Below are 23,460 nucleotides of genomic sequence, written 5' to 3'. Positions count from 1 at the left end.
CTGAGGTGCGAGGCGCCCCAGCGCCGAGCCTCGAAACCCCTGGCCCCGGTCCACCGGCCCCAACCACGCAGAGCCCGCCTCGCAGGCCCGGAGGTTTCGAGGCTCCTCGCTGGCGCTCGTCGCACCTCAACCACCGGGAGCCAGGCGGGGCGAACCTCGAGTCTTGCCGCCTGGCCAACGCAACCACCGACCGGAGCCAACTGCGCACGGCCCTCGAAGGCGACGGGCTCGCGCCATCAGAACCGGGAGCCAGGCGAAGCGAACCCGCGGCTATCGCCACGCGGACGAGCCATCCACCGGAGCCGACCGCGCGCTCGCGCCATCGGTGCAGCGCAGCGAGCTCCTTGACGGCGCGGGTTTGTTGACCTTCGATGCGCGGCCGCTCGACCGACCACGAAGCCCCGTCATCCGCGCAGGAATCACCGCTCCAGAGGCGATTCCCTCGCTTCCGGACCATTGCAACGGCCAGGAAGCACCAGAGGAGGTCAGGAAGTCCAGCCGGACGGCGGACCGGCGAACTTCGCCGTACTGGGTGGCCGTTTCCCGTACTTGGTGGCCGCTGCAGCGGTCAACAAGTCCGGGAATCACCGCCCAGGCGGTGATTCCCGGCCCCGACCTACCCCTGCGAGCGGGCGACGAGGCGCTGGCCGAGGATGCCGGCCTGCTGGGGCGAGAGCAGGCTGGTCTGCTGCTCGACGAGGCGCATGAGGGCGGCGTCCTCGCGGAGGGTCTCCGACGACTGCATGAGGATGGTGCCCTCGCCGGTGAAGTCGAACTGGCGCTCCTCCCCCGACTCACGGCCGAAGGCGCCCTGGAGCATGGCGCCGAGGGAGGCGGTCATCCACTGGGCGTCGTAGTGGTGCGAGGGCGAGGGGCAGTCGGCCCAGCCGAGGAGGGCCTCGGGGTCGGCGCGGAAGGGCGGCTCGACGAAGATCACCGGGCCGTTGGAGGAGGCGAGGAACTTGCCGGTGCCGAGGAGGGTGACGAAGCCCGGGACGATCGACTGCTTGAGCTCGAGGCCGGTCTCGAAGCCGAGCAGGTTGCTGGCGCGGATGGTGAGGTTGCCCGCCTCGAGGTCGAAGGACTGCACGTCGTACCCGCGGTCGGCGACGATCACCTTGCCCTGGCCCTCGGCGACCACCCAGTCCTGGAGGTAGATCGGCGAGGAGAAGCGGCTGGCGATGAAGCCGTCGCGGCTGGCCCAGGCGCTGACGGCGTCGAAACCGACGTTGCCGTAGTACGCGATCATCGCGCCCTTGGAGACGAACCAGCGCCCGGCCAGGCCGATGGAGTAGGCGTAGGGGTTGACGTTGTCGTTGGCCGGCAGCGTGGTGGCGTCGTAGGTCTGCATCGTCTGCTCCACAGAACTTCTGCTCGCTGGCCTGGATGTAGACCGTGCCCTGGCCCGACATCTTCAGCTGGAAGGCCTCGCCCGAGCCGCGGCCGACGGCGTCGCGCCAGCCGACCTTGGCGGACAGGTCGACCTGGACGTGGCCGACGTGGCCGACGTAGGCCTGCGGGTCGACCGCGACGCCGCCGCCGTCGACCGGGATGGCGTAGGTGCCGCCGTGGGACAGCAGCGCGACCGAGCCGGCGCCCATCACCTTGGTGGTGAACAGGCCCTGGCCGGTCATCGCGCCGCGGACGGCGGCACGGACGCCACCCTGGCCGATGAACTCGATGGCGGTCTGCAGGTTGGCGTCGTGCGCGAGCAGCCGGTCGGCCTCGCAGGTGAGCGGGCCGGTGCCGTCGAGGTCGACGACCGTGACGTGCAGGCCCTTGTAGCCGTAGAGCACGTTGCCGGTGCCCTCGGTCGCCATCATCGCGCTCGACTCGCCGGACAACGCGGCGCCCACGAAGCCGCCGACCCCGCCGCCGCTGGTGACCGGGCGGAAGGACACCTGTCCGTCGTACCCGAGCATCGCGCCGCGGCGGGCCAGCACCGGCGTCGCCGGCGAGACCTGGGCGCGGACGACCTTGCTGTTGACCTTCTCGAAGGACATCGTCGTCACCTCTCCGCCGGCTGGACGAGGACGGTGCCGGCGCCGTCGAAGCGCAGGCTGAACGGCTCCCCGGAACCCTCGCCGATGACCGACTTCCACGAGATGCCGGAGACGAGGTTCATCGTCATCTGCCCGAAGGAGGCGACGAACGCGTCCGGGTCGACGACGACCGGCACGCCGGGCTGTACGGCGAGGGCGATGATCGGGCCGTCGGACAGGATCGCGACCTGGCCGTGCCCGGTGACGGTGGTCGTGGCGAGGCCCTGTCCGGAGGTCATCCCCTGCAGGCCGGCGAACTTCACGTCGAGGTTGAGCCCCGGGGTGACGGCCAGGATGTGCTCCGACTCGACGGCGAGGGTGTCACCGGTCAGGTCGATGACGCTGACGTCCATCGCGTCCTGGGCGAAGGTGACCCGGCCGCTGCCGGAGCACTCCATCAGCTTGATCGACTCGCCGCTGACCTTCTGCTTCAGTGCGGCCTTGAGGCCACCGCCGCCGCCCATGCCGGCGTGCTTGAAGTCGACGTTGCCGGTGTAGGCGACCATCGAGCCACTGGCGGCCCGGATCGTCTCGCCGGCGAGGTCCGCGTGCAGCAGCCGCTTGTCGGCCGTCAACGTGACCATGCGGGTGTCCTGTCTCGAGGGCGGGCAGTGGCTGCAACCTACCGAGGCCGGGTGGACCTCACACCTGTCGGGCGTGAAAACTTTCGGCGTCGAGGTCTGCCCCCTGCGCCGTTGCGTACCACCCGGGTGGACCTCGCCAGGTCCACTCCACCACCGACCCGCCGGGCGCGAGCCCGGCAGCAGGAGGCGCACGTGCCGTCGTACACCCAGGAGGGCAGCTCCTACGAGCGCGACATGGCCTACATCCCGGACCGGATCACCAAGGAGCCGGGCCGCTCGCAGGACCAGTACGACGACGGCGAGCTCGACGTCCGCACCTGGCCCGCCGAGCCGGGGCGCTACCGACTCGTCGCGGCCCGCGCCTGTCCGTGGGCCAACCGGTCGATCATCGTGCGGCACCTGCTGGGGCTGGAGGACGTGATCTCGCTGGGCCTCGCCGGCCCGGTGCACGACGAGCGCAGCTGGACCTTCGACCTCGACCCGGGCGGGCGCGACCCGGTGCTCGGCTACGAGCGGCTCCAGGAGGCGTACTTCGCACGGTTCCCGGACTACGAGAAGGGGATCACCGTCCCGGCCGTGGTCGACGTGGCGTCGAAGGCGGTGGTGACCAACGACTTCCCGCAGATCACCCACGACCTGTTCTTCGAGTGGCGCGACCACCACCGGCCGGACGCGCCGGACCTGTGGCCCGACGACTGCCGCGAGGAGATGGAGGAGGTGATGCAGCGGGTCTTCACCGAGGTGAACAACGGCGTCTACCGGTGCGGGTTCGCCGGTTCGCAGGAGGCCTACGACGAGGCCTACGACCGACTGTGGACGGCGCTGGACTGGCTCGAGGAGCGGCTCACCGACCGGCGCTACCTGATGGGCGACCGGATCACCGAGGCCGACATCCGGCTGTTCACCACCCTGGCCCGCTTCGACGCCGTCTACCACGGCCACTTCAAGTGCAACCGCAACAAGCTGACCGAGATGCCGGCGCTGTGGGGTTATGCCCGCGACCTGTTCCAGACGCCCGGCTTCGGCGACACGATCGACTTCGACCAGGTCAAGCGGCACTACTACGTGGTCCACGAGGACATCAACCCGACCGGGATCGTGCCGCGCGGGCCGGAGCGCGAGAGCTGGTACTCCCCGCACCTCAGAGAGAAGCTGGGTCCACCTCGTTGAACAGCTGGTCGCCGCTGGCGAGCAGGTCGAGCATAGGCCGCACCTTCGGGAGCTCGTGGGTGAGGAAGTAGCGCGCGGCGACGCGCTTGCCGTCGTAGAACGCGCCCGCCTGCTCCCCCACGGTGACGAGCTGGTCGAGCCACAGCCAGGCCACGACCACGTGCCCGGCAGCCTCGAGGGCGGTGGTGGCGTTGACGAGCGCGATGCCCGGGTCGCCCGACTCCCACGCGCGGGCGACCGCGGTCGCGAGCCTGTCGACGGCCTCGGCCACCCGGTCGGCGTGGCCCACGACCGCGTCGGTGCCGGTCGCACGGGCCCGCTCGACGGTGGCGTGCACCTCCTCGACCAGCAGCTGCAGCCCCCGGCCGCGGGCCATGACCAGCTTGCGGCCGAGCAGGTCGAGGGCCTGGATGCCGTGCGTGCCCTCGTGGATCGGGTTGAGCCGGTTGTCGCGGTAGAGCTGCTCGACGCCGTACTCCCGCGTGTAGCCGTAGCCGCCGTGCACCTGGATCGCCAGGTCGTTCGCGGCCAGGCACCACTGGGAGGGCCAGCTCTTCACGACCGGGGTGAGCACGTCGAGCAGGGCACCGGCGCGCTCGCGGGTGGCGTCGTCGGGGTGGGTGTGCTGGTCGTCCAGCAACCGTGCGGCCTTGAGGACGAGCGCGAGCCCGCCCTCGACGTACGACTTCGACGCGAGCAGCATCCGCCGGACGTCGGCGTGCTCGATGATCGGCACCGGCGGGGCGGCGGGGKCCTTGCCGGCAGGCGGACGCCCTTGCACCCGCTCGCGGGCGTAGGCCAGGGCCCGGAGGTAGCCGGTGTAGCCGAGGGCCGCGGCGCCGGCGCCCACGCCGATCCGGGCCTCGTTCATCATGTGGAACATCACCGCGAGGCCGTGCCCCTCGTCCCCGACCAGCTCGCCGACCGCACCGGGCGCTCCGCCCGGCTGGAAGCGGCCCTCGCCGAAGTTGAGGACCGTGTTGACGGTGCCGCGGAAGCCCATCTTGTGGTTGAGCCCGGCCAGGACGACGTCGTTGCGCTCGCCGCGCTCGCCGTCGGGGCCGACGACGTACTTGGGCGTGGCGAACAGCGACAGGCCCTTCACGCCGGGCGGCGCACCCTCGACCCGCGCGAGGACGAGGTGGACGATGTTCTCCCCCAGCTCGTGGTCGCCGCCCGAAATCCACATCTTCCCGCCGAAGAGGCGGAAGGTGCCGTCCGGCTGTCGTACGGCGCGCGTGGTGACGTCGGCCAGGGACGAGCCGGCCTGCGGCTCGGAGAGGCACATCGTGCCGAACCAGCGCCCGTCCAGCATCGGCGGCACGAAGCGCGCGACCTGCTCGGGCGTCGCGTGCGCGAGCAGCAGGTTGGCGTTGGCCATGGTGAGCATCGGGTAGCCCGCCGAGGCGACGTTGGCCGCCTGGAACCAGGCGAAGCAGGCCTGCTGCACGACCCGCGGCAGCTGGCCGCCGCCGACCTCCGCGTCCATCGCCGCCGACGCCAGGCCGGCCTTGGCGAAGGCCCGCACCGCCGCGGCGACCTCGGGGATGATCGTGACGGTCTCGCCGTCGAACTGCGGCTCGTTGGCGTCACTGAGCGCGTTGTGGGGCGCGAAGTGCTCGGCCGCGAGGTCCGCGGACAGCGCGAGCACCGCGTCGACTGAGTCGCGGTCGTGCTCGGCGTACCGATCGCGGGTGACGAGGTCGGCGACGTCGAGCCACTCGTGCAGCAGGAACTCCACGTCGCGTCGGGACAGCAGCAGGTCGGGGCTCATGTCGGCGAGGGTACGACGGCGGGCATCCCCGCGAGCGGCGCGGCGACCACCGTCACCACCCCGACCATCCGTGCGGTCGAGCCGAGCAGGGTCGGACCATGGTCGGTGCGCAGGACCGAGCGCCCGAAGGAAACCTCCAGCACGCCGATCTTCAACCGCCCTCCCTCGCGCACCAGCGCCACTTCCCCGCGGCGCGGGCGACGGTCCGTCGAGACGACCAGCTCGGTGCCGGCCGGCCAGCCGTGCGAGGCGAGGGCGTCGTTGCGGAGCCGGATCCGCAGGTCCCCCTCCTCCTGCACCGCCCCGGCCGCTGGGCGGGCCCGGGCCGAGGTCGGGACCGAGGTCGAGGACGGTGCGGCCTCCGGTGGGGGCAGGTCGAGCGGGAGGCACTCCTGCCCCTCCCACTGCCGGCGCTCCGAACGCATGTTCGAAAGCGTAGGGCATCCTCGTCCCGGTTTCACCTGATCCCCCGCGCGCCGGGGCCGGCTCCACTAGGTTGCGCGGTCGAAGGAGGCCCGAGATGAGGTTGTTCTGCCGTGCCCTGGCAGCTGTGCTGCTGGCGACGATGCTCGTCCACACCACCGCCCCCGCGGAGGCGGCCGCCCGGCCGTCGGCGCCACGGTGGGTGGCAGCGGTCCCGATGGACCAGGCGGTGCGCATCACCTGGCACGCACCGGCGTCCGAGGGCCGCTCGCGGATCGACGCCTACGCCGTCCAGCGCCGCAACACCACGTCCTCGCCGTGGGTGACCGTGAAGTACACCGGCCCCCGCGCCCGCGCCTGGACCGAGCCGCGCCTGGTCAACGGCGCCCGCGCCTTCTACCGCGTCGTCGCCCGCAACGGCTCCGGGCTCGGCAGGCCGAGCCGCGCCGTCGCCGCCGTGCCGCGCACGGTGCCGTCCGCGCCGAGGGTCCCCGAGGCCGACGCGTACGTCGGGGCGCTGGGCGTCTACTGGGCCGCGCCGGCCAGCAACGGCGGGGCCCGCATCGACCAGTACCGCGTGCAGTGGTCGCTGGACGGGGCGACCTGGATCGGGACGGCATCGACCGGCGCGGCGCCGACGGCGGCCGCGCGCCCACAACGCGGCGGGCTTCGGCCCCGCGACCGGGTTCGGTCCCTACACCGTCCGCACGGCACCCGAGCCCGACCCGGAGCCCGACCCGGACCCCGACCCGGACCCCGACCCGGACCCCGACCCGGACCCCGACCCGGACCCCGACCCGGAGCCCGACCCGGACCCCGAGCCGTAGGGCTCAGTGGATGAGCTCGCGCCAGTTGGCCGGGACGCGGCCGGCCGGTCCGGGAGCGGGCTGGTCGGCCGGGTGGGCCGTCGGCTCGGCAAGCGGCGGGCCGTCGTAGTAGGCCTGCGCGCCGTAGTCCCAGAACCACTCCTCCCCGGGCTCGTAGCTCTGCACCAGCCGGTGGCCGGTGGCGCGGAAGTGCGCGGTCGCGTGCTGCGCGGGCGAGCTGTCGCAGCAGCCCACGTGCCCGCACGCGGCGCAGCGCCGCAGGTGCACCCACCAGCCGCCTCCGGCATCGCACTCCGCGCAGCCCGGCCCGCTGGCCGGGACGTCGACGTCGACCTCGGGGGCGTCCTCGCTCATGCCCCGACGCTAGTGCGGAGCCGGCGTCAGCACCATGCCCTGACACCGCCGCGCGACACCGCACGGTCGCGGAGCACGATGCCGAGCCGCGTGCCCCACCGCCGGCAGGCGCGGTCGAAGTCGCGGCGGCGGTACTCCACGACCAGCACCCGACGCCCGTACGACGCCACGTAGTCCCCGCACTCGCCGTACCGCCCGCACTCCTCGGCCACCGCGAAGTCGAAGCCCAGCCGGCGCCCGTCGAGCCCGGCCCAGTTCTTCTGCCCCGCCGCGAGGCCGGCGGCGTGGGCGCGCCGCACCAGCAACCGCGCGAAGGCCTTGGCCTGGCGGCGGGTGACCAGGCCGCGGCTGCGCGAGAACGAGTCGAGGTTGTCGAATTCGACGGCGTCGTACCCGTCGCGGGCGCAGCGGTCGGTCCAGCGCCCGACGATCCGGGCCAGCGCAGCGCGCTTGCGCGGCGTGCGGATGTCGAGCAGCCACTCGCCCCAGCCGGCGTCGACGACCGGCGTGCCGCGGCGCTTCAGCACGAGGTGCCAGCGGGCGCGCCAGAAGCGGACCTCGCCGGGCTGGGTCTGGAAGGCGTTGACGTAGCAGACGTTGTAGCGACCGCGTGCGGGCGGCGCCAGGCGGTCGCGCACGACGACGTCGACCCGCGCAGCCGGCCGCACCGCGCCGCCGATCTGGTAGTCGACGTCTCCCCCGCCCGGTGGCGGCGTCGGCGCCCCGGGCGCGAGGGCGAGGGCCAGGGCGAGGGCGAGCGCGGCGATCACCTGCCCATTGTCCCCGCCCGTCCTCCAGCCGTGCGCCGCCGTGCGGACCTACCCTGACCGGGTGGAACCGCTCGGCCAGTACCCCGACCCGACCCACGTCGTCGCCCACCTCAGCGACCCGCACCTGCTCGCCGACTCGCTGCAGTACGACGCCGTCGACACCGTCGCGCACCTCGAGGCTGCTCTGGCGCGGCTCGCCCGCGTGCCCACGCCGCCGCAGGCGCTGGTGTTCACCGGCGACCTCGCCGACCTGGCCGAGCCGGCGGCGTACCGGCGGCTGCGTGAGGTCGTCGAGCCGGTCGCAGCCGGGTTCGGCGCCGAGGTCGTGTGGGTGATGGGCAACCACGACGAACGACCGGCGTTCTCCCGCGAGCTCTACGGCACGGAGAGTGACGAGCCGCAGGACCGGGTGCACGACGTCGCCGGGCTGCGCATCGTCGCGCTCGACACCTCGGTCCCGGGCTGGCACCACGGCGAGCTGGGCGACGCGCAGCTCGCGTGGCTGGCCGACGTGCTCGCCGAGCCCGCGCCCCACGGGACGCTGCTGGCGATGCACCACCCGCCGATCCCGGTGCCGATGCTGCGCCTGGCCGAGCTGATCGAGCTGCACGACCAGCAGCGGCTGGCCGAGGTGGTCGCGGGCTCCGATGTCCGCGGGATCATCGGAGGACACTTCCACTTCACGTCGTGGTCGACGTTCGCGGGCGTCCCGGTGTCGGTGGCGTCGGCGACCTGCTACACCTCCGAGCTCGCGCCCGACCGGCGCCTGCTGGCCGGCATCGACGCCCACCAGGCCTTCACCATGCTGCACCTGTACGACGACCGCGTGGTCCACTCCGTCGTGCCGGCCGTCGACGGCCCGGAGGTCAGCGGCTACGGCCTCGAGATGCTCGAGCCCTTCCGCGCACTCACCCCCGAGCAGCGCTTCGACATGGTCGCCCGCAAGGACTCGCCGCTCAACACGCCTCCGCCGACCTGAGCCCGCCCGAGTGGGCCGACCCCCTTCCCGTTTGGTAACCAATGTGTTACCAATGACCCATGGACCCGTTCGAGGCGATCGCCGACCCGGTGCGCCGCCGCCTGCTCGAGCAGCTGGCCGGCGGTCCGGCGCGGGTCGTCGACCTCGCTGCGGAGCACGCGGTCAGCAGGCCGGCGATCAGCAAGCACCTGCGCCTGCTCGGCGAGGCCGGCCTGGTCACGGCCGAGGACCGCGGACGTGAGCGGCACTACCGGCTCGCCGCCGACGGGCTCGCACCGGTCCGCCGCTGGTTGGGCGAGCTCGACGAGCGGGCACCCCGCCGGCCCGCCCCGCCGGTCCCGGAGGCCGCGCTGGACGGCCTGGAGCTCGAGGTCCGTCGTACCACCCGCGAGCGCAGCGACACCCGCCGCGCGCCGTCCACCCCGCAGGAGGAGACCGCATGACCAGCCAGACCAGCCAGACCAGCCAGACCAGCCAGACCAGCCAGACCAGCCAGACCAGCCAGACCAGCCAGACCAGCCCCGCCCCCACCGGGCGGCGCGTCGACGACGGCGGCGTCAGCTACGTGGTGCTCGAACGCACCTTCCGTGCCCCGATCGAGGACGTCTGGGCGGCCGTGACCGAGTCCGACCGCCTGGCCCGGTGGATCGGCTCGTGGACCGGCGACCCGTCGTCCGGCGCGGTCACCTTCCAGATGCTCTTCGAGGACGAGGTGCCCGCCGAGGAGTTCCGGATCGACGAGTGCGAGCCGCCGCACCGGCTGCGGATCACGACCTCCTCGCCGACCGACGGAGAGGAGCCCGAGCACTGGCGACTGCGGCTCGACCTGCGCGAGGAGGACGGCGTGACCACGCTGACCTTCGCCCAGGACGTGCCGGACCCGCAGATGGCCGGTGGCGTCGGGCCGGGCTGGGAGTACTACCTGGACCGGATGGTCGCCGCCGAGACCTCCGGCGACGTGGCCTCGGTGGACTTCGACGACTACTACCCCGCCCTGTCCGGGCACTACCTGGGGCTGTTCTCCTGACGCTGCCGACCTAGGATCGGCGGGATCGCCATGAACCCCGCCCCCGACCGTCCCCGCCGGCTGCTGCTCGCCGTCGACGCGCCCTCGCTGCTGCACCGCAACCACCACGCGCGAGCGCACACGCGCCACCGCGACCGCGGGGGGCGCCCGGCGTGGGCGCTGCACGGGATGCTGCGCCAGATCCTCGAGTCGATCGACGCGTTCGCGCCGGACGCCGTGATCTTCGGCCTCGACGACCGGGAGCGCTCGCTGCGGCGCGAGCTCTACCCGGACTACAAGGCCGGCCGGGCCGAGAAGGACCCCGAGCTGGTCGAGCAGCTCGAGCGCGCGGGTGCCCTGCTCGACGCCCTCGGCCTGGCCACGCTGACCCCGCCGGGGCTGGAGGCCGACGACGTGAACGCGTCGGCCGCGACGTGGGCCGGCGAGAACGGCTGGGACTGCGTCGTGATCACCTCCGACCGCGACTCCTTCGCCCACATCAGCGAGCACACCCGGGTGCTGCGGCTGATCAACGGCGGGATCAACGGCTCGCCGCTGCTCACCCCGAAGGCGCTGCAGATCATGTACGGCGTGCCGGCGGACCGCTACCTCGAGTTCGCCGCCGTCCGCGGTGACGCCAGCGACAACCTGCCCGGGGTGCGCGGGATCGGCGAGAAGACCGCAGCCCTGCTGCTCGCCCACATGGGCTCGATGCAGGCGGTGTGGGCCGACGTCGAGCACAACGACGGCGCCGCACTGGTCGCCGCGCTCGACTCGTGGGCCGAGGAGACCGGCAACCGGCGCGTCGGCGCCACCACGCTGGCCCGGCTGCAGGCGCCGGACGCCCGTGAGCGCTACGAGTTCAACCTGCGACTGATGACCTGCCGCACCGACCTCGACCTCGGCCTGACGCCGGACGTGCCCGGCACGCCCGGCCTGCTCCCCCTCGACATCACCCGGGTCGAGCGCGTCGTGGGCCACCTCGGCATGGACGCCACCACCGCGCTCGCGCTGCGGGTGCTCACGGGTGAGCCGGCGTCGTACGGTCGCGCCTGAACCGGCCGCGCACCCACAGGAGCGGCAGCACGCACAGCGGCAGGCCCAGGCCGAGCAGCACCAGCGGCAGGGCCAGCGACCGGCTGTAGAGCTCGCCGTCGCGCAAGGTCGCCTCGACCGTCTCCCCCGCCTCCTGGTCGCCGGAGCCCTGGATCGGGCCGGTGTGCTCGACCCCGTCGACGGTCCACCGGGCGGCGCAGTGCTGCGCCGAGCGGCGGTAGCCGATGTCGGTCTCGCAGCCCAGCACCTCGGCCTGGACCACCTCGCCGGTCTGGCGCTGGTAGAGCAGCCACCCGCCGGCGCCGACCAGGACGAACGGGGTGAGCAGCACCGCCGCCACCAGCAGGGCGAGGACGACGCGCGCCGGGAGCGACTCCGGAGGCCGCTGCTCCCCTTCCATGCTCCGAGGGTCCCACCGGGTCGACGGCCGGGACAGCCCGCGGTTCCGACTGTCCGGGTGGGTGCGCTGCCATGATGTCCCGGTGACCGACGACGCACCGGCCCGTGGACTGACCGAGGTGCTCGCCCGGCGCTTCCTGACGACCGACGAGGCACGGCCCGACAAGGTCGCCCGGTGGCACGCGAAGGGACGCCGCACGGCCCGGGAGAACATCGCGGACCTCGTCGACCCCGGGTCGTTCGTGGAGTACGGGCGCTTCGTCACCGCCGCGCAGGAGGGCCGCCGGCCGCTCGCGGACCTGGTCGTCGAGGCTCCCGCGGACGGCATCATCGGTGGCACCGCGACCGTCGACGGTGTCCCGTGCGCGGTGCTGTCCTACGACTACCTCGTCATGGCCGGCACCCAGGGCATGCGCGGGCACCGCAAGTCCGACCGGCTCCTCGAGGTCGTCGGCCGGATGCACCTGCCGACCGTCTTCTTCACCGAGGGAGGCGGCGGACGCCCCGGCGACGTCGACCTGCCGCTGGTCTCCGCGCTCGACGTCGGCTCGTTCGCGCTCTGGGGCGAGCTGCAGGGCGTCGTGCCGCGCATCGCGGTCGTGTCCGGTCGCTGCTTCGCCGGCAACGCCGTCATCGCCGGGTCCGCGGACCTGCGGATCGCGACCCCCGACGCGAACCTCGGCATGGCCGGTCCCGCGATGATCGCCGGCGGCGGGCTGGGGAGCTTCGCCGCGGAGGAGATCGGGCCGGTCACCGAGCAGGCCGCCAACGGCGTGCTCGACGTGGTCGTCGACGACGAGGCGGAGGCGGTCGCCGTCGTACGACGCCTGCTGGGGCTGCTGCACGAGCCGGACCTCGGCGCGGGCGAGCCGGCGGGCGACCCGGCCGCGCTGCGCACCATGCTCCCGGAGAACGACCGCGAGGCCTTCGACGTGCGTCCCGTCGTGGAGGCGCTGGCGGACGCGGACTCGGTCACCTGGCTGCGCGAGGCGTTCGCCCCCGAGCTGGTCACCGCCCTGGCCCGGATCGACGGGCTGGCCGTCGGCGTGCTCGCCAACCAGTCGACCGTGCTCGCCGGCGCCATCACCACCGACGCCTCGACCAAGGCCGCCGACTTCCTCGACCTGTGCGAGCGGTGGGGCGTGCCGGTCCTCTCGCTCGTCGACACCCCCGGGTTCATGGTCGGTCCCGAGGCCGAGCGGACGGGGCTGGTCCGCGAGGCGTCGCGCATGGTCGCCGCCGGCTCCCGCCTGACGGTGCCGCTGGCCGGCGTGGTGCTGCGCCGGGGCTACGGCCTCGGCGCGCAGGCGATGCTCGGCGGCAGCACGCACCGCCCGCTGCTGACCGTCGCGTGGCCAGACGCCCACCTGGGCGCGATGGGCCTCGAGGGCGCGGTGCGGCTCGCGCTCGCGCACGAGCTCGCGGCGTTGCCCGAGGACGAGCGGGAGGCGACGGTGGCGAGGCACACGGCCGAGCTGCGCGAGCACGCCAAGGCCCTCAACGCGGCCCGGATGTTCGAGATCGACGACGTCGTCGACCCGGCCGAGACCCGCAGCCTGGTCGCCGCGACGCTGCGCCGCGCCCGCTGACCGGCCGTCAGGCGCGGGGCACGTCCCAGGTGAGCACGGTGCCCTCCCCGGGGGCGGAGTCGACCTCCAGCGTGCCGCCGTGCTTCTCGGCCCGCCGACGGATGTTGGCCAGCCCGCTCTCGGCGACGCTGTCGTCCATGCCCCGCCCGTCGTCGCGCACGGTCAGCATGATCCGGTCACCCGCCGAGAGCACCACCTCGACCGCGCTCGCCTCCGCGTGCCGACTGGCGTTGGACAGGCCCTCGGCCAGCACGGCCAGCAGGTCCGGGGCGAGCGCGTCGGGGACGAGCGTGCGCACCGGTCCCTCGAAGCGCAGGGTGGGGCGGAACTTCAGCGTCGCACCGGCCCGCTCCACCAGCCGGGTCACCTCGGCCTGGATGTCGTCGGCCGTCTCGACGGCGCTGAGACCGAAGATCGCGCGCCGGATGTCCTTGATCGTTGCGTCGAGGTCATCGACCGCCTGGTCGATGCGGGCCGCGACCTCGGGGCGGTCGACCAGCCGGGTCGTGCCCTGCAGGCCGAGGCCGACGGCGAACAGGCGCTGGATGACGAGGTCGTGCAGGTCGCGGCCGATCCGGTCCCGGTCCTCGAGAACCGCAAGCCGGCGCTGGTCGTCGCGGGCCTCGGCGAGCTGCAGCGAGGTGGCCGCCTGCTCCGCGTACACCGCGACCAGCTGCCTGTCGAGCGCGTGGAAGGCGTCCTCGTTGTCGGGCTGCCACCCCAGCGAGAGGCTGCCCTGCGAGCGGGCCGACGGGGCGAAGTCGACGGACAGCACCGACGCGGTGTCGTCGAGCTCGACGCCGTCGTACCCGACCGTGGCCTGCTCCCCCGGCTCCCCGAGGCTCACCCAGGCGGCGTCGGCACCAGCGACCTCACGGGCCTGCTCCGCGACGACCGCGCAGGACTCGGGCAGCGGGCCGGGGTCGGACAACCGCGCGGCGATGTCGGCGGTCGCCCGGGCCCACGCCTCCCGGGTCGCGGTGCCCTCGTAGAGCCGGGCGTTCTCGATCGCCACACCGGCGGCCGCGGCGAGCGCGACGACGATCTCCTCGTCCTCGGCGGTGAAGTCCCCGCCGCCGGCCTTCTCGGTCAGGTAGAGGTTGCCGAAGACCCGGTCCCGGATCCGGACCGGGACGCCGAGGAACGAGCTCATCGGCGGGTGGTTCGGCGGGAAGCCGTAGGACTCCGGGTGCTCGGCGATGTCGTGCAGCCGCAGCGGCTCGGGGCGGTCGATGATCAGCCCCAGCAGGCCGTGGCCGGTGGGCAGGTCACCGATCTCGGCGGCGAGCTCGTCGGAGATCCCGTGGTGCACGAAGGTGCGCAACCGACGCCGGGTGCCGGCGCTGAGCACGCCGAGCGCGGCGTACTGCGCGTCGACGAGGCGGCTGGCGATCGCGACGATCCGGGCGAGCACGCCGTCGAGGCTGAGGTCGGCGGAGATGGTGACGACTGCGTCGAGCAGCAGTTGCAGCCGTGCCTGCTGGTCGAGCGCGCCGTGCATGCGGTCGAGGACCGCACGGACCAGGTCCTCGAACTCGACGCCGTCGAGGTCCACCCGTCCTGCCGGGCGCCCCGCCCCGTCGTCCGTCGCTCCCATCCGCACCTCCCGCACCGTCGCTGCGGCGACGCTAGCAGCGCTCCGCCGGGGCGCGGGCCGGAGTCGGGTCGAAGGTCCCGCCGCCCCAGGGCCCTCGAGGCCTGTCGCAGCGGCCGGCGAGGGCGCACCATGGGGAGGTCCCCGAGAGTGGAGGTGGTCCCGATGTCGCAGTCCGAGGTCCAGCCGGGCCGGCTGGTCGTCCTCACCGAGCCGGAGTGCTGGGAGCTGGTGCGCACCCAGCCCGTGGGCCGGGTGGCCTGGGCGGGCACCGAGGGCATCTCGGTCGTGCCGGTGAACTTCCTCGCCGACGACGGCGGGATCGTCCTGCGCACGACGCCCTACTCGCTGCTCGCCCGCGACAGCGCCGAGCGCGAGGTGGCCTTCCAGGTCGACCACGTCGACCCCGACAGCCACGAGGGCTGGAGCGTGCTGCTGCGCGGCCGCTGCCACCGCGTGCGCGCCGGCGACGAGCGTCCCGAGACCTGGGTGACCGGCGCCCGCACCCTCGACCTCCGCGTCGAGGTCACCTCCGTCTCCGGCCGCCGCGTGGTCTCCCCGACCACCGCCGGTTGACGTCGCTGGTCGAGGTCACTTCAACCGCCGGGAGCAACGCTCGGACCACCTACGCCAGTCTTGCCGCCAGGCGGACCCCACCACCTACGGGAGGCAACTGCGCGCGCGGCAGCGCGGCGCCCGCCCCCGTCCGCCGCTGGTTGAGGTGCGAGGCGCCCCAGCGCCGAGCCTCGAAACCTGCGGCCCCGCTGCACCGGGCTGTGCCCGTCACAGCCCGCCTGACAGGCCCGGAGGTTTCGAGGCTCCTCGCTAGCGCTCGTCGCACCTCAACCACCGGGAATACGGCGATACGAACCCAAGGCTTACCGCCTGGCCAACGCAACCACCTACCGGAGCCAACTGCGCGCGCGGCAGCGCGGCGCCCGCGCCGGAGGCGCGTCGAGGGCAAGTGCGGGCCGAGCTTGCGAGTGCCTGCGCGCAGCCCTCGACAGGCGACGCGCTCGCGCCATCAGCTCAGCGCTGGTTCTTGACCGCGTAGATGGCGGCCTGGGTGCGGCTCGACAGGTTGAGCTTGGCGAGGAGCGAGGAGACGTAGTTCTTCACCGTCTTCTCGGCGAGGTGGATCTCCTTGGCGATCTGCCGGTTGGTGAGGCCCTCGCCGATCAGCTCGAGCACCCGCAGCTCCTGGTCGGTGAGCGAGGCGAGCTCCTTGTTGACCTTCGGGCCGGTGCGGATCCGCTCCAGCACCTGCGCGGTGACCGAGGGGTCGAGGGTGGACTGGCCGGCGGCGACGCGGCGGACGATGTCGAGCAGGTCGTTGCCGCGCACCTGCTTGAGCACGTAGCCGGCGGCCCCGGCCATGATCGCGGAGAAGAGCGCGTCGTCGTCGTCGTACGACGTCAGGATGAGCGCGCGGATCGACGGGTCCTGCGAGCGGACGTCGCGGCACACGTCGATGCCGGAGCCGTCGGGCAGCCGGCCGTCGAGGATCGCGACGTCGGGGCGCAGGGCGGGGATGCGGCGGGTCGCCTCCTGGGCGGACTCGGACTCCCCCACGACGACGATGTCGCCCTCCGACTCGAGCAGGTCGCGGATCCCGCGACGGATCATCTCGTGGTCGTCGAGCAGGTAGACGGTGATCCGGTCGCCCTCGGGCGTGGGGTTCTCGCTCACGCTCCCACGGTAGACCTGATCGACCCGACGGGGGGCGGGAAGGACGGCCCGGACGAAGGGACCTTGTGCCCTGTGCCACGGCCCGCACCGACCGCACCATGGTGAGGAAGGACACCGGGAAAGGAGGCGAACGATGAGCACGAGGGGCAGGACCGCCCGGACCACGCGGGCGACCGAGGTGGCGCCGGCCGCGGTGGTGGAGCGGCTGGTCGAGCTCGCCTGCCTGGCCCCCAGCATCCACAACACCCAGCCCTGGCGGTGGCGGTACGACGGCGCGCGGGTCGTCCTCGAGGCCGACCTCGACCGCCTGCTCCCCGCGGAGGACCCGCGCGGGCGCAACCTGGTGCTCAGCTGCGGTGCTGCCCTGCACCACCTGGAGTTCGCGGCCCGGGCGATGGGGTGGGACGTCGACGTCGACCTGCTGCCGGGCGACGACCCGGCGGTGCTCGCCTCCGTGGCGGTGGCTCGCGACGCGCCGCGGCCCGCGGTCCGCGAGGACCTCGACCTGCTCCGCACCCGCTGCACCGACCGTCGCAGGTTCACGGCGTGGCCGGTGCCGGACGACCAGCTGGCCGGGCTCGCCGCCCTGGCCCGACGCTGGGGCACCCGTGCGGAGGCGGTGACCACCGACGCGGCACGGATCCGGCTGGAGCTGCTGGCGAACCGGGCGGTCACCGCCGTCGAGGTCGACGGCCGCCGGCTGCTGGAGCAGGACGACTGGATCGACCGGCCCGGGCCCGACGGCATCCCGAGCGCCCTGCTGCCCGACGACCCCGACCCGCTGCGTGCCCGGTCCCGGTTCCGCCCCGGCGTCCTCGAGGACACCCGCATGGTCATCCACGGCGGCGACCGGGTCGTCGCGATCGGCGGCGCGCTCGACGAGGTCGGCAGCTGGCTGCTGAGCGGGCGGGCGATGAGCGCGGTGTGGCTGGAGGCCACCCGCGCGGGGATGTCGGTCATCCCGATGAGCCAGCCGGTGGAGGTCGAGGGCATCCGCCAGGACCTCGCCCGCACGGTGCTCGCCGACGTGCCGGAGCCACACCTCCTGCTCCGCGTCGGCTGGCAGGCGATCGGCCGCAGCGAGCTGCCCCGCACCCCGCGCCGGCCGCTGGCCGAGGTGCTGCGCCGCGGCTGATCGCGGCGAAGGTCCGCCGACCGGTGGGCCGAAGGTCCCCCGGGTCGGGGAAGTCCGGCCGTGGGGCAGGGACCCGCACCGTTCCTAGCGTGGTCGCGTCAGCACCCGATATGCCCGAATAGCGCCAGGAGCACCTGTGGACCCGACCGACATCGCTCGGTGGCAGTTCGCCATCACGACCGTCTACCACTTCCTGTTCGTCCCGATCACGATCGGTCTCTCGGCGATCATCGCCGGTTACGAGATCACGTGGCTGCGGACCCGCGACGAGCGGTGGCTGCGACTGACGAAGTTCTTCGGGAAGCTCTTCCTCATCAACTTCGCCATCGGCGTCGTGACCGGCATCGTCCAGGAGTTCCAGTTCGGCATGAACTGGAGCGACTACTCCCGCTTCGTCGGTGACGTCTTCGGCGCCCCGCTGGCGGTCGAGGGCCTGCTCGCGTTCTTCCTGGAGTCGACCTTCCTCGGCCTATGGATCTTCGGCTGGGACCGGCTGCCGGCCAGGTTGCACGCCGCGTGCATGGTGCTCGTCCACGTCGGGACCCTGTTCTCGGCGTACTTCATCCTCGCCGCGAACTCGTGGATGCAGCACCCGGTCGGCTACGCGTTCAACCCCGACACCGGCCGGGCGGAGATGAACGACTTCGCCGCCGTGCTGTTCAACAAGGTGCAGCTGGTGACCTTCCCGCACGTCGTGCTGTCGGCCTACATGACCGGCGCGGCGTTCGTCGTCGGCATCGCGCTGTGGCACCTGCGCCGCTCCCGCACCGACGCGGACCGCGCCCTCTACCGCCCCGCCGTGCGCACCGGTGCCTGGATCGTGCTCGTCGCGGCCCTCGGCGTCGTCGTCAGCGGCGACGTGCAGGGCAAGATCATGACCGAGGTCCAGCCGATGAAGATGGCGGCCGCGGAGGGTCTCTACGAGACCGAGGCGCCGGCCGACTTCTCCGTCTTCCAGCTCGGCACCCTCGACGGTGAGGAGGAGACCTTCTCGGTCAAGGTCCCCGGCCTGCTGTCCTTCCTCGCGACCGGCACGACCGACGGGGAGGTCGAGGGCATCAACCAGCTGCGCGAGCGCTACCGGGAGACCTACGGCGCCGACCCCGGTGCGGCGTACTACTCCCCGGGCGACTACACGCCGGTGATCCCCCTGACCTACTGGACGTTCCGGCTGATGATGGGCCTGGGCATGGCCGGCATGGTGGTCGCCGGCTGGATCCTGTGGGTCACCCGCCGCGGTCGCACGCCGCAGGGGCGTGCGGTCCTGGCCGCTGCGATCGCGCTCCCGTTCCTGCCCCTGTTCGCGAACTCGTTCGGCTGGATCTTCACCGAGATCGGCCGCCAGCCGTGGGCGGTGTTCGGGCTGATGACGACCGAGCACTCCGTCTCCCCCGGCCTCACCACGGCCGAGGCGTGGATCTCGCTGCTCACGCTGACCGCGGTGTACGGCGTCCTCGCCGTCATCGAGGTGCGGCTGCTGCTGACCTGGATCCGCCGTGGGGCCGACGAGCTGCCGGCCGACGTGCCCGACGCCGCCGGCGACGACCGCCCGATGGCGTTCGCGTACTGACCCGACACCGACCGACCAGCCACCACCTGGCAGACGAGGACATTCACCATGGAGCTCACGACCGTCTGGTTCATCCTGATCGCGGTCCTGTGGATCGGCTACTTCACCCTGGAGGGCTTCGACTTCGGCGTCGGGATGCTGCTGCCGACGCTGGCGAGGGACGACACCGAGCGGCGCGTCATGATCAACACCATCGGACCCGTGTGGGACGGCAACGAGGTGTGGCTCCTGGTCGCGGGCGGGGCGACCTTCGCGGCCTTCCCGGAGTGGTACGCGACGCTGTTCAGCGGGTTCTACCTGCCGCTGCTGCTGATCCTGGTCGCGCTGATCGTGCGCGGCCTGGCGTTCGAGTACCGCGCCAAGCGGGACGATGCGCGGTGGCGCCGCAACTGGGACCTCGCGATCATCATCGGTTCGTTCGTGCCCGCGGTGCTGTGGGGCATCGCGTTCGCGAACATCGTGCGGGGCGTGCCGATCGACGCCGACCTGGAGTACGCCGGCGGCTTCCTCGACCTGCTCAACCCGTACGCCCTGCTGGGCGGGCTGACCACGCTGGCGCTGTTCCTCACCCACGGTGCGCTGTTCATCGCCCTCAAGACCGACGGCGAGATCCGGCACCGCGCCCGGCGGCTGGCCGTCCCCGCCGTCGGGGTGACCGCCCTGCTCGCGGTGGTCTTCCTGGCCTGGACCCAGCAGCAGACCGGCTCCACCGGCTCGCTGGTGGCGTTCGTCGTCGCCGCCGCGACCCTGGTCGGCGCCGGCGCGGCTGCCCGGGCCGGTCGTGAGGGCTGGGCGTTCCTCGGCACCTTCGTCACCATCGCGCTCGCGGTGGGCGGGCTGTTCCTGGCCCTCTTCCCCGACGTGATGCCCACGACGCTCGCCGCGGGCACGAGCCTGACGACGACCAACGCCGCCGCGACGTCGTACACGCTGGGGATCATGACGGTCACCGCGGTGGTCTTCACCCCGCTGGTGCTGCTCTACCAGGGCTGGACCTACTGGGTGTTCCGCAAGCGGATCGCCACGCACCACATCCCGGTCTCCCCCGCGGCGACCGCCCCCGCCGGCCGATGAGGCCCGCGGACCCACGCCTGCGGGGGTTCCTGGCGCCTGCCCGGGGCGCCCTGGCCGGGGTCGTCGGCGCCGGCCTGGTCGGTGGGGTGCTGGTCATCGCCCAGGCGTGGGTGGTGACCGGCCTCGTCGTCGCGGTCCTCGACCACCGCGACGTGCTGCCCTGGGGACTGGCCGTGGCCGGCCTGCTCGCCCTGCGCGGCGCAGTCGGCGGCGTCGGCGACGTGCTCGCCGCCCGAGCCGCGTCGTCGGTCGGCACGGTGCTGCGGCACCGGCTCGTGCGCACGGCCCTCGACCGGTCCGCCGGCCCGGAGCCGGACGACGAGGTCGCGGCGCTGGCCACCCGCGGCGTCGCGGCCGCCGAGCCGTACCTGACCCGCTACGTCCCGGCCGTCGTCGTCGCCGGCGTGCTGCCCCCGCTGACCGTCGTGGTGCTGGCCACCCAGGACCTGCTCAGCGCGCTGATCGTGCTGCTGACCCTCCCGCTGGTCCCGGTGTTCGGCGCGCTCGTGGGCCTGGCCACCCGCGACCGCGCCGAGGAGCAGTGGCGGGCGATGGCCTCGCTGTCGGGCCACTTCCTCGACGTGGTCCGCGGGCTGCCGACCCTCGTCGCCCACCGTCGGGCGCGGGCGCAGTCGGGCCGGATCGCCGAGGTCACCGACCGCTACCGCCGGGCGTCACTGCGCACCCTGCGCATCGCGTTCGCGTCCTCCGCGGTCCTCGAGCTGGTGGCCACCCTCTCGGTCGCCCTGGTCGCCGTCACCGTGGGCGTCCGGCTCGCGTCGGGCTCGCTGGACCTGCCCACCGCGCTCGTCGTGCTGCTGCTCGCCCCCGAGGCCTACTGGCCGCTGCGGCGCGTGGGTGCGGAGTTCCACGCCGCCGCCGAGGGTGCCGCCACCTTCGAGTCCGCCCACGAGCTGCTGACCACCTCGCCCGACGCCCTCGCCGCGGTCGACCTCCCGGCTCCCCCGCGCACACCGCTGTGGATCGACCACCTCACCGTCACCCACGCCGGCCGGACGACGCCAGCCGTGCGCGACCTGTCCGCGGTCGTCCCCGACACCGGGATCACCGCGGTCACCGGCCCCTCCGGGTGCGGCAAGTCCACGCTGCTGGCAGCCATCGCCGGGCTGCTGCCGGTCGACGGCGGCGCGGTCACCGCCGGGCCGGTGGTCGACGCCGACGAGGTCGAGCGGGTCACCGCCTCCCCGGACCGGGTCGACCACTGGCAGGCCCAGGTCGCCTGGCTGCCGCAGCAGCCGCACTTCGTGGACGGCACCATCGCCGACAACCTGCGCCTGGCCCGCCCCGACGCGACCGACGACGAGCTGTGGGCCGCGCTGCGCGAGGTCGCGCTCGAGGTGCGCGTGCGCCAGCTCGACGCAGGCCTGGCCACGCCGCTCGGCGAGGACGGCGCCACGCTGTCCGCCGGCGAGCGCGCCCGGCTCGCGCTGGCCCGGGTGGTCCTCGCCGACCGGCCCTGGGTGCTGCTCGACGAGCCGACCGCCCACCTCGACGACCTCACCGAGCAGGTCATCGCCGACACGATCGTCAGCCTCGCCCGTCGCAGCGGTGTCGTCGTGGTCGCGCACCGGCCCCGGCTGGTCGAGCTCGCCGACACGGTCCTCGAGCTGCCGGCACCCGCGCCGGTCGAGCGGGTGGTCCCGTCCGCGGCCGTCCCGGCGCCCCGGGCCGGGGGCCCCACCAACACCCCGGCCGACGCCCCGGCGACGGACCAGCCCGTCGTCGTACCCCCGCGCGAGGGGTGGGCCCTCGCCGGCGCGACGGTGATCGGTGCGCTCGCGTCCGCGTCCGGTGTCGCCCTGACCGCGACGGCCGGCTGGCTGATCGTGCAGGCCTCGACCCGTCCCGCCGTGCTCACCCTGCTCGTCGCCGTCGTCGGCGTGCGCGCCTTCGGCCTTGCGCGGCCGCTGCTGCGCTACGTCGAGCGGCTGCGCGGGCACGACGCCGCCCTTCGGATGCTCGCGCGCCGTCGCGTCCGGGTGTACGACGCCCTGGTGCCCCTCGTGCCGGCGCGGCTCGGCCGGCGGCGCGGTGACCTGCTCACCTCGGTGGTCGACGACGTCGACAGCGTGGTCGACCGCCAGCTTCGGGTGCTGCTGCCGGTGCGCCAGCTCGCCCTCGTCACGGCGCTGGCGGCGCTCGTCGCGACCCTGCTGCAGCCCGCGTCGGCCCTGGTGGTGCTCGGCCTCGGCGGCGCCTCCGGCCTCGCCCACCTGCTCGCGCGCCACGGTGCCCGGGCTGCGGAGCGCCGCCTGGTCGGCCTGCGGGCGGAGCTGTCCCGCACCGTCGTCGACGCGCTCCAGGTGGGTGAGGACCTGCGGATGTGGCAGCGCACGACCGCAGCCGCGGACCGGGTCGCCGGGGTGAGCGCCCGCCTCGGTCGGGTCTCGGCCACCACCGCCGGATGGCTCGCCGCCTCCCGCACCCTGGTGCTCGCCGCCAGCGGCGCGGCCGTCGCCACGGTTGCCGCCCTCTGCGCGGGTCCGGTCGCCGACGGCACGCTGGGCGGACCGGTGATGGCGCTGCTCGTGCTGCTGCCGCTCGCGCTCGCCGACGTCGCCCTGCCCGTCGCCGACGCCGGCGTGCTCGCCGCGCGCACCGAGGCGGCCGAGGCCCGGCTGGCCGTGCTCGAGCACGCCACGCCGGCCGTCGTGGCCCCGAGGGACGCCGCCGCACCGGAGGGCGACGACGTCCACCTCGACGGCGTGCGGGCCCGCTGGGCCCCGGACTCCCCGCTCACCTCCCCCGTGAGCCTCCACCTGGCACCCGGCGACCGGGTCGCGCTCGTCGGGGCGTCGGGCACCGGCAAGAGCACGGTGGCTGCGGTGCTCCTGCGCTTCCTCGACCCAGCCGTCGGCACTGCGCGGCTCGGCGGCGCGGACCTCGCCGCCACCTCGCCGGACGACGTCCGCCGGCAGGGCGGCCTGGTCGACGACCAGCCGCACGTGTTCGCCACGACCCTGCTGGAGAACGTGCGCCTGGCCCGGCCCGCCGCGACGGACGCGGAGGTGGAGGCGGCGCTGGGCGCGGCCTGCCTCGGGGACTGGGTCGACAGCCTTCCCGACGGCACGGGGACCTGGCTCGGGACCGGCCATGCCGGTGTCTCCGGCGGCGAGCGCGCCCGGATCGGCGTCGCGCGCTCCCTGCTCGCCGGGCACCCGGTCCTCGTCCTGGACGAGCCGACCGCCCACCTCGACCACGCCACGGCCGAGCAGCTGGCCCGCGAGGTGCTCGACGGCGACCGCGAGCGCTCGGTGCTGTGGATCACCCACGGGACCGCGGGCCGTGGCCTGGTCGACCGCACGGTGGTGCTGGCTCCCGCCGGCCCCGACGCCGCCGCGGGAGGGGCCGAAGGTCCCACCCAGCCGGGGGCCTCGGCCCGTGCCGCCGGACCGGCCGCCTGA

Annotated in this window: 21 protein-coding genes and 1 pseudogene; 12 read left to right on the top strand and 10 right to left on the bottom strand. The window is 73.8% G+C overall.

Annotation, left to right across the window (positions count from 1 at the left end; genetic code table 11):
- Positions 1–616: 616 nt before the first annotated feature.
- The 3 genes and pseudogenes from L615_RS23720 to L615_RS05215 form a co-directional block, all read right to left on the bottom strand.
- Entirely contained in the window at positions 617–1,363 is a 747-nt protein-coding gene (locus L615_RS23720) for an AIM24 family protein (protein ID WP_222430450.1), read from the bottom strand.
- 28 nt (positions 1,364–1,391) lie between these two features.
- A pseudogene (locus tag L615_RS24700) lies at positions 1,392–2,003 on the bottom strand (AIM24 family protein); the annotation flags it as partial.
- Positions 2,004–2,008: 5 nt separating this feature from the next.
- Positions 2,009–2,626, bottom strand: a complete 618-nt coding sequence (locus L615_RS05215) for an AIM24 family protein (protein ID WP_145724342.1) — start codon at positions 2,624–2,626, stop codon at positions 2,009–2,011.
- 192 nt (positions 2,627–2,818) lie between these two features.
- On the opposite strand from L615_RS05215, the gene L615_RS05210 reads away from it, so the two are divergent.
- Positions 2,819–3,796, top strand: coding sequence for a glutathione S-transferase family protein (locus L615_RS05210; RefSeq protein WP_396954713.1), 978 nt, complete (start codon positions 2,819–2,821; stop codon positions 3,794–3,796).
- Here the strand turns inward: L615_RS05210 and L615_RS05205 are convergent.
- Both L615_RS05205 and L615_RS05200 read right to left on the bottom strand, forming a co-directional pair.
- Positions 3,768–5,570: an acyl-CoA dehydrogenase gene (locus tag L615_RS05205; RefSeq protein WP_145724341.1), complete on the bottom strand. Its 1,803-nt coding sequence runs from the start codon at positions 5,568–5,570 to the stop codon at positions 3,768–3,770. The two genes, L615_RS05210 and L615_RS05205, sit on opposite strands and share 29 nt — an antisense overlap.
- Positions 5,567–5,995 carry a hypothetical protein gene (locus L615_RS05200; RefSeq protein ID WP_145724340.1) on the bottom strand — a complete coding sequence of 143 codons (429 nt, stop codon included), beginning with the start codon at positions 5,993–5,995 and terminating at the stop codon, positions 5,567–5,569. Before L615_RS05200 ends, L615_RS05205 begins: the two co-directional genes overlap by 4 nt.
- Before the next feature lie 95 nt (positions 5,996–6,090).
- Here L615_RS05200 and L615_RS23710 point away from each other — a divergent pair, with 95 nt between their 5' ends.
- Positions 6,091–6,834 carry a fibronectin type III domain-containing protein gene (locus L615_RS23710; protein WP_145724339.1) on the top strand — a complete coding sequence of 248 codons (744 nt, stop codon included), beginning with the start codon at positions 6,091–6,093 and terminating at the stop codon, positions 6,832–6,834.
- Here the strand turns inward: L615_RS23710 and L615_RS05190 are convergent.
- Complete coding sequence (locus L615_RS05190) at positions 6,824–7,174, bottom strand: UBP-type zinc finger domain-containing protein (protein WP_145724338.1); 351 nt, start codon at positions 7,172–7,174, stop codon at positions 6,824–6,826. The genes L615_RS23710 and L615_RS05190 overlap by 11 nt on opposite strands.
- Positions 7,175–7,200: 26 nt before the next feature.
- A complete protein-coding gene (locus L615_RS05185; protein ID WP_145724337.1) occupies positions 7,201–7,944 on the bottom strand; it encodes an endo alpha-1,4 polygalactosaminidase in 744 nt (247 codons plus the stop codon).
- 61 nt (positions 7,945–8,005) lie between these two features.
- Here L615_RS05185 and L615_RS05180 point away from each other — a divergent pair, with 61 nt between their 5' ends.
- Genes L615_RS05180 through L615_RS05165 form a run of 4 tightly spaced genes read left to right on the top strand, consistent with a single transcriptional unit; the run spans position 8,006 to position 10,985 of the window.
- Positions 8,006–8,923 carry a metallophosphoesterase gene (locus L615_RS05180; RefSeq protein ID WP_145724336.1) on the top strand — a complete coding sequence of 306 codons (918 nt, stop codon included), beginning with the start codon at positions 8,006–8,008 and terminating at the stop codon, positions 8,921–8,923.
- Between the two features lie 59 nt (positions 8,924–8,982).
- Positions 8,983–9,366 (top strand): helix-turn-helix transcriptional regulator, encoded by a 384-nt coding sequence (locus L615_RS05175; protein WP_028655528.1) that lies wholly within the window; start codon positions 8,983–8,985, stop codon positions 9,364–9,366.
- Entirely contained in the window at positions 9,363–9,950 is a 588-nt protein-coding gene (locus L615_RS05170) for an SRPBCC family protein (RefSeq protein WP_145724335.1), read from the top strand. The genes L615_RS05175 and L615_RS05170 overlap by 4 nt, the downstream gene beginning before the upstream one ends.
- Before the next feature lie 30 nt (positions 9,951–9,980).
- The gene (locus tag L615_RS05165; RefSeq protein WP_036517531.1) at positions 9,981–10,985 is read left to right on the top strand and encodes a 5'-3' exonuclease H3TH domain-containing protein; all 1,005 of its coding nucleotides are present in this window, start codon (positions 9,981–9,983) and stop codon (positions 10,983–10,985) included.
- On the opposite strand, the gene L615_RS05160 is transcribed toward L615_RS05165, so the two are convergent.
- Entirely contained in the window at positions 10,951–11,385 is a 435-nt protein-coding gene (locus tag L615_RS05160; protein ID WP_145724334.1) for a hypothetical protein, read from the bottom strand. The genes L615_RS05165 and L615_RS05160 overlap by 35 nt on opposite strands.
- Before the next feature lie 82 nt (positions 11,386–11,467).
- Here L615_RS05160 and L615_RS05155 point away from each other — a divergent pair, with 82 nt between their 5' ends.
- Positions 11,468–12,973, top strand: a complete 1,506-nt coding sequence (locus L615_RS05155) for an acyl-CoA carboxylase subunit beta (protein WP_222430449.1) — start codon at positions 11,468–11,470, stop codon at positions 12,971–12,973.
- Positions 12,974–12,980: 7 nt separating this feature from the next.
- Here L615_RS05155 and L615_RS05150 read toward each other — a convergent pair whose 3' ends face one another.
- Positions 12,981–14,570 carry a GAF domain-containing sensor histidine kinase gene (locus tag L615_RS05150; RefSeq protein ID WP_145724332.1) on the bottom strand — a complete coding sequence of 530 codons (1,590 nt, stop codon included), beginning with the start codon at positions 14,568–14,570 and terminating at the stop codon, positions 12,981–12,983.
- Positions 14,571–14,732: 162 nt separating this feature from the next.
- Between L615_RS05150 and L615_RS05145 the strand changes: the two genes are divergently transcribed.
- Complete coding sequence (locus tag L615_RS05145; protein WP_186449742.1) at positions 14,733–15,143, top strand: pyridoxamine 5'-phosphate oxidase family protein; 411 nt, start codon at positions 14,733–14,735, stop codon at positions 15,141–15,143.
- A gap of 453 nt (positions 15,144–15,596) precedes the next feature.
- Here L615_RS05145 and L615_RS05140 read toward each other — a convergent pair whose 3' ends face one another.
- The gene (locus L615_RS05140; protein ID WP_028657032.1) at positions 15,597–16,256 is read right to left on the bottom strand and encodes a response regulator transcription factor; all 660 of its coding nucleotides are present in this window, start codon (positions 16,254–16,256) and stop codon (positions 15,597–15,599) included.
- Between the two features lie 133 nt (positions 16,257–16,389).
- On the opposite strand from L615_RS05140, the gene L615_RS05135 reads away from it, so the two are divergent.
- The 4 genes from L615_RS05135 (at position 16,390) to cydD (ending at position 23,460) form a co-directional block, all read left to right on the top strand.
- A complete protein-coding gene (locus L615_RS05135; protein WP_051486231.1) occupies positions 16,390–17,391 on the top strand; it encodes an Acg family FMN-binding oxidoreductase in 1,002 nt (333 codons plus the stop codon).
- Between the two features lie 136 nt (positions 17,392–17,527).
- Positions 17,528–18,961 (top strand): cytochrome ubiquinol oxidase subunit I, encoded by a 1,434-nt coding sequence (locus L615_RS05130; protein WP_028657030.1) that lies wholly within the window; start codon positions 17,528–17,530, stop codon positions 18,959–18,961.
- A gap of 48 nt (positions 18,962–19,009) precedes the next feature.
- Positions 19,010–20,035 (top strand): cytochrome d ubiquinol oxidase subunit II, encoded by a 1,026-nt coding sequence (gene cydB / locus L615_RS05125; protein ID WP_028657029.1) that lies wholly within the window; start codon positions 19,010–19,012, stop codon positions 20,033–20,035.
- Positions 20,032–23,460 carry a thiol reductant ABC exporter subunit CydD gene (cydD, locus tag L615_RS05120; RefSeq protein ID WP_145724330.1) on the top strand — a complete coding sequence of 1,143 codons (3,429 nt, stop codon included), beginning with the start codon at positions 20,032–20,034 and terminating at the stop codon, positions 23,458–23,460. The genes cydB and cydD overlap by 4 nt, the downstream gene beginning before the upstream one ends.

The sequence above is a fragment of the Nocardioides sp. J9 genome (genome assembly GCF_007829375.1).
GTDB lineage: Bacteria > Actinomycetota > Actinomycetes > Propionibacteriales > Nocardioidaceae > Nocardioides.
This window is presented reverse-complemented; position numbering and strand designations above follow the sequence as displayed.